Below are 9,708 nucleotides of genomic sequence, written 5' to 3' on the forward strand. Positions count from 1 at the left end.
CATCCGACGGTCCCTTTCGGGTAACAGCATCGCCACAGCCGGGTTTTCGCGGCAGGGTGTTGCGGGCAAGCCACAGGGGGCTACGGAAGAGGGGGAACCGTGATCGTCTGGATCAACGGTGCGACCTGGAAGGTCGCTGGTCAGCGGCTTACCTGCTGGAATACCTTGCGGGCATCTAGCCTAAGTTAGCTTCGTCTAGCTTTGCTTAGCCTTGTTGGGCAAGATCTTTCTCCCATTCGTCTCCCATGGGGGCAAGGAGCGACCCCCGGCGCTAGCGGCGCCGGGGGTCGTTCGGGGGGTGTCCACCGGGGGAGGGGGACGGGCCGCAAGAACGGCTGGCAGCTCGCCGAATACGCTGGCCACGCCCCCCCCCCGACGGACTGCAGCACCTGCTTTCCCGGAGGCTGGGAGGCCGACAAGGTCCGCGATGACCTGCACACCTACGTCGCCGAGCACCTTGGCGCGGACAACGGCGTGCTGATCATCGACGACACAGGCTTCGTGAAGAAGAGCACCACCTCCGCCGGCGTCCAGCGCCAGTACTCCCGCACCGCAGGGGCCTGTGTCTAAATAACTGTCAGAGTTGCTCTGTGCAGGTGTCTTCGCGGGACGGTAGACGGGCTTGTAGTTGGGCGAGAGTGCGGGCCGGGTTCGGCCAGCGGAGTGACCGCGACGCGGTGCAGGTCCAGGAGGCGGTGGCCGTCTTGGAACTGGTTGGACAGGTTCGTGCGGCCGACATTCAGGAGTTGGGCCAGAAGTGTGCTGGTGACGGCTCTGCGGCGGCGTAACAGGGCGGTCAGGAGGCGGTGATAGTGGTCGAGGCTGCTGGTGGGACAAGGCCCCACCCGCTGGAACCTGTGTCCATCCACTCGGCCCGATCGCAGCGCAGTGATCGCGTCGTGCAGAGCGACCGCACCAGACGCGATCGTCAACCCCTCGCCCGCCGGGTGCGCGCTGTTGCCGGTGCCGATCCGGTCCACGTTGAACGCCGCAAAACCCGCCCGCGTGGCGGCGTCCACGTAGGAATATTGGCTCTGCTCGGAGGGCATGTCCCAGTAGACGTGGTTGTAGGTCGCGCCGGGCACCAACAGTTGGACCGTAGCCGGCTCAGTAGGGCCTCGGAAGCACAACTGCCCCCACAAACGGCCGCTGGCCGGACCGGGGTCGCGGAGCCGGACCGCAAGCACTCGATCCGAACAATGCAGGGCTGACTGGTGCTCCGGCACGGCTGCTTGCGCAGTTGCCGCAGCCGGCATGGTCAACAGGGCCACTCCCAGCGCGGCTGCCAACGCTCGCCACCGCCGCAGGGATTTCTGACGCATGATGCCTCCTATCCTTGATCATGTTTTCGACGCAGTGTCACCAGATCGGATCCGGCCGCCACGGACTGGGCGAAGAACCCGTTCCGCACCAGCACGGCATCCGGAAGAGCGGTTCGGGAGGGGCGAGATACAACGCGTGCGGCCGTCTGCCGATCGCGGTAATTCAGACTCGCCGTTTCACTGCATCGCTGCCCCCTTGGTGCCGCGGCTCCAGACCGTCGCACCGCGCTACCAGACGGCGGCCCACCTGGGCGTGCGCACCCATTGAGATGGCCCCACCGCATGACGCGGCCTCACCTCCGCGCTTCGGCGAACACCGAACCACGGCTCACGGTCCTGGTCGCGTCGCCGACGATCCAGTCGGTCGAGCTCACCGATCGTGCTCGCCTGTCGCCGCGGCTCTCTCCTACAGTTCGACGACCACGGTGCCCAGGTGGCGGCCCTCGATGACCTGCATCAGTGCGTTTGGCGCCTGGTCGATGCCGCGGACGCGTACGTGGGGGAAGACGATGTCGCCAGAGCGCAGCCAGTCGTCGAACCGCTGGATCCACTCGGCGTGCGCGTCGGGATCGTCGTCGGCGCTGTAGCCCCGCATGATGATCCTCTTGGTCAGGATCTGGAAAGAGTCCAGTTCCACGGGTGCGGTCCTGCCGGTGCCGTCAGGCGACAGTTGTCCGGACAGTGCGCCGGTCAGGACGAACCGCGCCCCTTCGCGCGCGGCCGCCACGGCCGCGCGCAGTTGGTCGCCGCCGACATTGTCCTGGAAGACGTCGATGCCGTCAGGGGCCGCCTTGGCCAGTTGCTCCTCCAGCGGCTCGTCCACGTCACGGATCACCGCCGCATCGTACCCCAGCTCGCGCACCAGCCGTTCGCCCTGGCCCGGTGAGACAGCGCTGCCGATCACGTAGCCGGCGCCCAGCAGGCGGGCGATCTGTCCGGCCATTGAGCCGATGGCGCTACCGCCTGCGGAGATGAACACGGTGTCACCGGGGATGATGTTCACTCCCCGCGTCAGTGCCGCGCACGCGGTCTCTCCACGCCCAAGGTGGGCGACCGGGTCCGGCAGCGTCGGTTCCAGCCGCGTGCACGCGGCCTCGTCCACCAGGGCGTACTCGCGCCATCCCAGAAAGTGGGACACCAGGTCGCCGACACGCAGGGCGCTGCCGGCCGGTGCGCGGACAATCTCGCCGATCGCCTCCCCCGCCAGGGTGTCGCCGACCTGCAGTGCGGGGAACGGCACGCCCTGCACTTTCTCGGCCCCCTGGCTGATCATCATGCGCAGAGAAGCGGTGACACGGAAGTAGCGGTTGCGGACCAGCACCTGGCCGGCCACCGGGCCGGGCAGCGGGACCTCCGCGATCGTGAAGTGCCAGGGTGCGGGCAGTCCGTCTGGGCGGGCGGCCAGCCGTACCTCCTGGTAGGTCGACGGAAGATCAGACATCAGGTACCTCCTGGTTGAGGAGTTGCGGTCACCGGGCAGATAGCCCGCCTCCACGGTGGCCCCACCCCTGGACCGTGGCCCACCCAGCTGGTCGTCTGTGCCGGATTTCGACACCGCTAGAGTCCGGATACGTGGATTCCTTCGACCGTCAGCTCATTCATGCCCTCCACCTCGACGGCCGCGCGCCGTTCAGCCGGATCGCCGCCGTCCTGGGCGTGTCCGACCAGACTGTCGCCCGCCGCTACCGGCGTCTGCGTCAGACCGGCGTGCTGCACGTCCGCGGCCGGCTGGACACCCGCCGTCTTGGGCACGTGGAATGGGTGATCCGCCTCCAGTGCGCACCTGGTTCGTCGGCTGCCATCGCCGCCGCCCTCGCCAAACGCGACGACACCCACTGGGTCCGCCTCGCCTCGGGCGGAACCGACGTGGTGTGCAACGTCCGAACCGAAAGCGAGCACGAGCGCGACGCGCTGCTGCTGGACCGGCTGGCCGCCACCCGCCCGGTCACCGCCATCAGCGCGCACTGTGTCCTGCACACCTACTTCGGCGGCCCGACCGGCTGGCGACCAACGGCCTCAGCCCTCACCGATGACCAGGCCGCCCAGCTCACCCCGCCTGCTCTGGCACCCAGCCTGCCGCACTCCGCCCCCGTCACCCTGGACGACGGCGACCGCATCCTCGCGGCCGAGTTGGCGCACGACGGCCGCGCCAGCCACGCGCAGTTGGCCGGGGCCACCGGTTGGAACGAGACCACGGTCCGCCGCAGGATCACAGCCCTGTGCTCAGCCGGGACCCTGTACTTCGATCTCGACGTCGACACCCGGCTGCTCGGCTACACCGGAACCGCCCTGCTGTGGATCTCCATTGAACCGTCCCAGCTGGCCGCGGCCGGACACGCGCTCGCCCAGCACCCCGAGATCTCCTTCGCCGCCGCCACGACCGGCCCGACCAACCTCCTGGGCTCTGTGGTGGCCTCGGACGTGTACGCCCTCTACGACTACGTCGCCGGCCAGGTCGGCAGCCTCCCCGGCATCCGAGCGATGGAAACCGCGCCGATCCTCCGGACGGTCAAACGCGTCGGCGCGATCACCCCGGCGACACCCTGATCGGCTACGCCCAGGTGTTCACCCGCGCCCAGAAGCTCGATCGCCGACTCGAGGCCCTGACTACGGCGGGCCCCATCCGGATCTTCGCCGGCAAGAACCTCGGCAAGAACGCCGAACGCGAAGAACTCTGGAAGGCCCTGGGCTACCGCAGCCCGGCGACACCCTTGCGGTCGCCTCGCTACCGGCGTATCCCTGCATGCAGGCACAGCTGCCGTCGGCGGCCGAGGAGTTGGGTAAGCGATGTCCCGTAAATGATCTCCGGGTTGCCTCGGGCATGGCTGGCCGCGGTGCGGCCCGATCGCTTATCCGGCGAGGGCGAGGTTGTGCATCCGTGCGATGCCGAGCATGGCGTGGTGGACGCCGTCTCCTTTGAGGCGACAGTCGCGGAGGATCTTCCAGGTCTTCATGCGGGCGAAGACGTGCTCGACGCGGGCTCGGACCTGCTTGTGGGACTTGTTGTGTTCCTCTTTCCAATCCGGAAGTTCGGCCTGGCCGCGCTCGCGGCGGTGCGGGATGACGAGTCCGGTGCCCGGGTAGCCGCCGTCGGCGATCGTCGTGGTTTTGCCGACGGCGGCCTTGGCGCCGGATTCCTCCCATGCTTTGCAGTCGTTGCGGTTCCCGGCGAGCGGCCGGCCGACCACGACGACCAGACGGGTGTCGGCGTCGATGACGACCTGGTGGTTGGTGGGGGTACCGGTAGTTCTTCGACCGCTCGGCGATGGTGTGGTCGCGGGTGGGGACCAGGGTGCCGTCCACGATGAGAACGGTGTCCTTGGCGAACCTTTTGCGGGGCTGATGCGCCAGCATCGGCCCGAGGTGGTCAATGATGCGGTCCGCCGCCGACTTGGACACCCCGAACAACGGGGCGAGTTGCCGCATGGTCAGGTTCGTGCGCCAGTACGCCGCGACCAGCAGTGCCCGGTCCTCCAGCGGAAGGCTCCACGGCCGGCCCTTGCGGACGGCGTCCGCACCCTGGCGCCGCAGCACGGTCACCAGCTTCCCGAACTGCCGCGGGCTCAGCCCGGTGAAGGGGGCTATCCAGGAGGGCGACGCCGAGCGTCGTTCATGCGGGCGGGGCGCCCACGGCGAGCGCGTCTACGACTGGGCCCGGGCGCCGATCCGCCCATGGTGTGAGGAAGGGGTCGAACACTGGGTCCTGGCCCGCCGCAGCATCACCGATCCCACTGAGATCGCTTACTACGTGTGCTTCGCACCCGAAGGCACCGCCCTGAACACCCTCCTGACCGTGGCCGGGCGCCGGTGGACGATCGAGGAGTGTTTCCAGACCGCAAAGAACGAATGCGGCCTCGACCACTACCAGGTCCGTAAATACCACGCCTGGTACCGGCACATCACCCTCGCCATAGCGGCCCACGCCTACCTGACAACGGTCCGCGTGGAAGAGCTCAAAAAAAGGGGATCAGAATCCGGAGAACAGCACCTCGTCCCGCTGAGCCTGCCCGAGGTCCGCCGCCTGACCGCCCACCTCACAACACGTCTCCTTCCCCCGTTCGCCCGGGTCCTGCACTGGTCCCACTGGCGCAGGCAAGCACAACACCGCGCACGCGTCAGCCACTACAAACGACGAGGCCACAGCCCTTGAAATGAGCTTCCGTCACACCAAACGCGGTTGCAGTATTAGTCCGCCCAGGCTATGACGGGCGACTGCTGGGGTATGGGCGGTGAATCTTCGCTGCCCATCTGCACCATCCATCCTTTGTCGCAAGGGCGCGTAGAGCGCAGGCTCTGTACCCGGGTTGAAGTGATGTGCGCGCGGGTTCTCATGGCTCGCCCGCGACTGTTCTGGGGTGCCCGTCAGGGTTCTGGTTCAGGGCCTCGACCTTGTGCGACTACGTGGCGTGGGGCGGAGTGCCCGGTGGGTTCGGAGAGGCTGGCTTGTGTTCCGCCAGGACGCGGTCGGCGGCGTGGTGGGGGCAGGAGTCGGCATGCCACGTCAGGCTGAGTCGGTCCCCGTCCAGGGCGAGGGTGCGGGTCTGACCGTCAGCCGGTCCCGCCGCGCAGTGTGGGCACACGAGGGTGTGCGTTCGCAGTGTTTCCGGTGGTGGACCCTGTGCCGGGTCGTCTTTGTCCGGCTCGGGCCAGCGGCCGAAGGGTCCGTTGGTGCCGGGACCGGGGGCGCCGAGTACGCCCGGGCCCGCTGCCCAGCCCGGTGCAAGCGGGCGGGGCAGCGGCCCTCGGGAGTCGATGGCCGGCGCCTCTGGCCCCAGAGGCACGCTGTGGCAGGCGGGCGGTCAGGTCCGGGTGGCGGCGACGGGCTCCTTGGAGTCCGGGACCGTGGGTACGACGGTCGTCGTGGTGCCTTCGATGTCGACTTGGGGGACGAGTCGGTCCAGGCGTGCGGGGAGGATCCAGGCGCGGTCTCCGAGGATGGCCAGGGCAGCGGGGACGAGGGTGAGGCGTACGAGGAAGGCGTCGATGAGGACGCCGACGGTGAGGGCGAAGCCGATGGACTTGATGACGGGGTCGGGGCTGAAGATGAATCCGCCGAAGACGGCGGCCATGATGAGTGCGGCAGCGGTGACGACGCGTCCGCTGCGGGCGAGGCCGTGGGTGATGGCCTCGTGCGCGTTGCCGGTGTGCTGGTAGTGCTCGTGGATCCGGGAGACGAGGAAGACCTCGTAGTCCATGGCGAGTCCGAAGAGCACACCGATGACCAGGACGGGCAGGAAGCACAGGATCGGGGCGGCTGCGGCGAGCTGGACGACGCCGGCGAGGTGTCCGTCCTGAAAGACCCACACAACCGCTCCGAGGCTGGCGGCGATGGACAGCAGGAATCCCACGATCGCCTTGAGGGGGACGAGCAGGGACCGAAAGGCGATGGTCAGGAGGAGCAGGGCGAGCAGGACGGTGATGCAGAGCAGCAGGGGCAGTGCGTCGGCGAGCTTGGCGGAGATGTCGATGGTGGCGGCGGTCGCGCCCGCCACGTACATGGTGCCGCCGGCATCGGTCACGGTCTGGTGGTCGTCGCGCAGGCGGTGGACGAGGTCGGTGGTGGCTTCGTCGTCGGGGCCGGTGGTGGGCACGATGCCGAGCAGCGCGACGGATCCGTCCGCGTTGGTGACCGGAGGAGCGACGACGGCGACGCCCTTCTCGGCGGCCAGCGTGGTGCGCAGTCCGTCGAGGACCTGCTGGCGTTCGGCAGCGGGAAGATCGGTGACGACCACGGCCAGAGTGGCGTTGAAGCCGGGGCCGAATCCTTCGGCGAGCAGCTGGTATCCACGATGCTGGGTGCTGGCGACGGGCTGGCTCTCGTTGCCGGGCAGTCCGAGGCGGAGGTTGCGCGCGGGCAGGGCGAGCGCGGTCAGCAGGACGGTACCGGTGAGAAGGACGATGACGGGGCGGCGGGTGACGGCCCGGGCCCAGGCCATGCTCCATGCTCCGGCCGGCTTCCTTGTGGTCGGGCGGAGCCGGGGCCGGAGGCGTTCACCCGAGTAGGACAGGAGGGCCGGGACCAGGGTGACCGCGACCGTCACGGCGACGAGCACGGTGAACGCGGCGGCCAGACCCATGACGGCAAGGAACGGGACCCCGGTCAGCGCCAGGGCGGCCAGCGCGATCACGACGGTCAGGCCGGCGAAGACGACTGCGGTCCCGGCCGTGGCGGTGGCCCGCGCGATCGCCTCCTCCACACGGGTGCCGGGATCGGCCAGCAGCTCGCGATGGCGGGAGATGACGAACAGGGCGTAGTCGATTCCCACGGCCAGGCCGATCATCAGGGCCAGCACGGTGGCCGTGTTGGTCATCTCCACGAAGCCCGACACGAAAAGGACACCCATCACGCCGACGGCGACACCCACCAGTGCGGTGAGCAGGGGCAGTCCGGCGGCCAACAGCGAACCGAGGGTGACGGCCAGCACGACGAACGCGACGATCACACCGACGATCTCTCCGGCGCCACCGATCCCGCCGCCCGCGACAGGCAGCACCGAACCGCCGAACTCGACCTGCAGACCGGCCTCACGCAGCGGCTCCACCACCCCGGACAGAGCCGACTTGGCCGACTCCGTCACCTCGGAGGCCGGCTGAGCGAACTGGACATCGGCGTACCCGATCCTACGGTCCGCCGACAGCGCCCCTCCCGTCTCCGGCCCGGCGACATGCACCACCCCCGGAACCCGGGCAACGGAATCCAACGCGTCCGCCAATGCCTCGCGGGCACCTGCCTCCGTCAGAGTGCGCCCCTCAGGCGCGGCGATGATCACACGCGCGGAACCACCGGAGGCAGCCGGAAACTTCCGGGCGAGGAGTTCCTGCGCCTGCTGCGACTCAATGCCAGGCACGGAGTACGTGGTGCCCAGCTGTCCGCCCAGCGCACCACCCAACGTGCTGACGACCACAACCAGCAACAGCCACGCCAGCAGCACCCGGCCCCGACGCCGCGCCGCCCAGCGCCCCAGTTCATACAGCCGTCCGGCCACGCCCACCGCTCCTTCTCCCAGCAACACCAGATTTATGCATCCTAGGATAAAAATGCATCCCGTGGCATTTACTGCTCCGGAGGTAGGGTTCCGCCATGGACCAACCGGGGCTGAGGGAGCGCGGAAAGCAGCGCCGCAGGGAAGCGATCACGCGGGCGGCCTACCGCCTCTTCACCGAACGCGGCTACGGCCCCACGACGATTGACGACATCGCTCAGGCCGCCGAGGTCGCGCGCCGTACCGTGACCCTGTACTTCCCCACCAAGCAGGATCTCGCCCTGGCCCGCACGGCCGACTCACTTCAGCGCCTGACGGACGCCCTGACGGACCGCCCCGACGGCGTGAGCACGCTGGACGCCGTCAAGGCGTGGCTGGACCAGGAGATCAAGGCAGCCACAGAGCTCGACCTCCTGGAACATCGCATGTTCGAGGCCAACCCCGAACTCCAGGCCCTGCGGAGCATTCACTACTCCGACGCAGTCCGGGCGGGCACCGCATCGATCGCCCGCGACATCGGAGCGGCCCCCGACGATGCCGGGCCCGCCCTTGCCGCCGTTGCCATCGTCGCCGTCATCACCCAGGCATACGCCACAGCCGAGAACCAGGACGCAGAACAGGCCCTGCGGACCGGCTTCACCTTCCTCGAAGCCGGAATCGCATCTCTCGCCCAGCCATCGAAACCCTGAGGGGCCGTCGCCCTCGGAGGGCCTTCTCCCGACCGTCACCGAGTGCGCGAGCTGATCGTTTTCGGCCGCCCCTGGGATCGTTCGGATCTGCTGTGCCGCGCCAGCCTGTGCGATCTGCCGGGTAGAAGGTGGATCGTCTCCACGGACAGACAGGCGCCAGGGCTCGGCCAGGCCACCTTCTCCGTCGACGGCGCTTGGGCCTTGACCCCGAATCTTGAACACGCCTATGCGGCTTGGGCCAGGGTAGTTGATGCTGAGTGGAAGGTGTTCTCGTAGGCGATCGGGGATCGCTGTCCGAGGCGGGAATGCCGACGTCGGGTGTTGTAGCGCGACAGCCGGCGGAAGGCGTCGAGTCGGGCCTCGCGCTCGTTCGGCCAGCCCTTTCGCCCCTTCAGCGTCTCCCTTTCGAAGGTCGCGTTGAACGACTCGGCGGCGGCGTTGTCGGCGCTGGAGCCGACCGCGCTCATGCTCTGCCGAACCCCCGCTGACCTGCAGGCTTCGGCGAATGCCCGACTCGTGTACTGGGCCCCGTGATCGGTGTGCATCACGGCTCCGATGAGGCTGCCGCGGGTCCGGATCGCGGCGGTGAGGGCGTCGGTGACGAGTTCGGTGCGCATGTGGTCGGCGATCGCCCAGCCGGCCGGACGCCGTGAGCAGAGATCGATGACGGTCGCGAGGTAGCAGAACTTCCCGCCGCCGATGGGCAGGTAGGTG

Annotated in this window: 6 protein-coding genes and 3 pseudogenes; 4 read left to right on the forward strand and 5 right to left on the reverse strand. The window is 68.6% G+C overall.

Translation table 11 applies throughout. The annotated features are described in order from the left end of the window. Nucleotides 1-405 precede the first annotated feature (405 nt). Nucleotides 406-558 (forward strand): annotated as a pseudogene (locus AB0E67_RS35560) (transposase); the annotation flags it as partial. An 8-nt stretch (nucleotides 559-566) separates the two neighbouring features. Here the strand turns inward: AB0E67_RS35560 and AB0E67_RS35565 are convergent. Next, nucleotides 567-1,088 carry a hypothetical protein gene (locus AB0E67_RS35565; RefSeq protein ID WP_362034873.1) on the reverse strand — a complete coding sequence of 174 codons (522 nt, stop codon included), beginning with the start codon at nucleotides 1,086-1,088 and terminating at the stop codon, nucleotides 567-569. Between the two features lie 640 nt (nucleotides 1,089-1,728). Continuing rightward, nucleotides 1,729-2,763: an NADP-dependent oxidoreductase gene (locus AB0E67_RS35570; protein ID WP_362034875.1), complete on the reverse strand. Its 1,035-nt coding sequence runs from the start codon at nucleotides 2,761-2,763 to the stop codon at nucleotides 1,729-1,731. 131 nt (nucleotides 2,764-2,894) lie between these two features. Between AB0E67_RS35570 and AB0E67_RS35575 the strand changes: the two genes are divergently transcribed. After that, complete coding sequence (locus tag AB0E67_RS35575) at nucleotides 2,895-3,869, forward strand: Lrp/AsnC family transcriptional regulator (RefSeq protein WP_362034877.1); 975 nt, start codon at nucleotides 2,895-2,897, stop codon at nucleotides 3,867-3,869. A gap of 302 nt (nucleotides 3,870-4,171) precedes the next feature. On the opposite strand, the pseudogene AB0E67_RS35580 reads toward AB0E67_RS35575, so the two are convergent. After that, nucleotides 4,172-4,907, reverse strand: a pseudogene (locus tag AB0E67_RS35580) (transposase). 19 nt (nucleotides 4,908-4,926) lie between these two features. Here AB0E67_RS35580 and AB0E67_RS35585 point away from each other — a divergent pair. Beyond that, nucleotides 4,927-5,253: pseudogene (locus AB0E67_RS35585) on the forward strand (transposase); the annotation flags it as partial. An 868-nt stretch (nucleotides 5,254-6,121) separates the two neighbouring features. Here the strand turns inward: AB0E67_RS35585 and AB0E67_RS35590 are convergent. Further along, on the reverse strand, nucleotides 6,122-8,308 hold the full coding sequence (locus AB0E67_RS35590) for an MMPL family transporter (protein WP_362034879.1): 2,187 nt from the start codon (nucleotides 8,306-8,308) through the stop codon (nucleotides 6,122-6,124). A gap of 95 nt (nucleotides 8,309-8,403) precedes the next feature. Between AB0E67_RS35590 and AB0E67_RS35595 the strand changes: the two genes are divergently transcribed. Beyond that, nucleotides 8,404-8,994 carry a TetR family transcriptional regulator gene (locus AB0E67_RS35595; protein WP_362034881.1) on the forward strand — a complete coding sequence of 197 codons (591 nt, stop codon included), beginning with the start codon at nucleotides 8,404-8,406 and terminating at the stop codon, nucleotides 8,992-8,994. Nucleotides 8,995-9,218: 224 nt separating this feature from the next. Here the strand turns inward: AB0E67_RS35595 and AB0E67_RS35600 are convergent. Beyond that, the coding region (locus AB0E67_RS35600; protein ID WP_362034883.1) for a DDE-type integrase/transposase/recombinase at nucleotides 9,219-9,708 on the reverse strand (490 nt) is incomplete at its 5' end.

Origin of the sequence: Streptomyces sp. NPDC032161, assembly GCF_040636995.1 — a bacterium.
Classification (GTDB): domain Bacteria; phylum Actinomycetota; class Actinomycetes; order Streptomycetales; family Streptomycetaceae; genus Streptomyces.

What these genes read in the sequence shown, in the direction of transcription:
- AB0E67_RS35570 (WP_362034875.1), bottom strand. Translation starts at nt 2,763, where the DNA reads ATGTCTGATCTTCCGTCGACCTACCAGGAGGTACGGCTGGCCGCCCGC.
- AB0E67_RS35595 (WP_362034881.1), top strand. Translation starts at nt 8,404, where the DNA reads ATGGACCAACCGGGGCTGAGGGAGCGCGGAAAGCAGCGCCGCAGGGAA.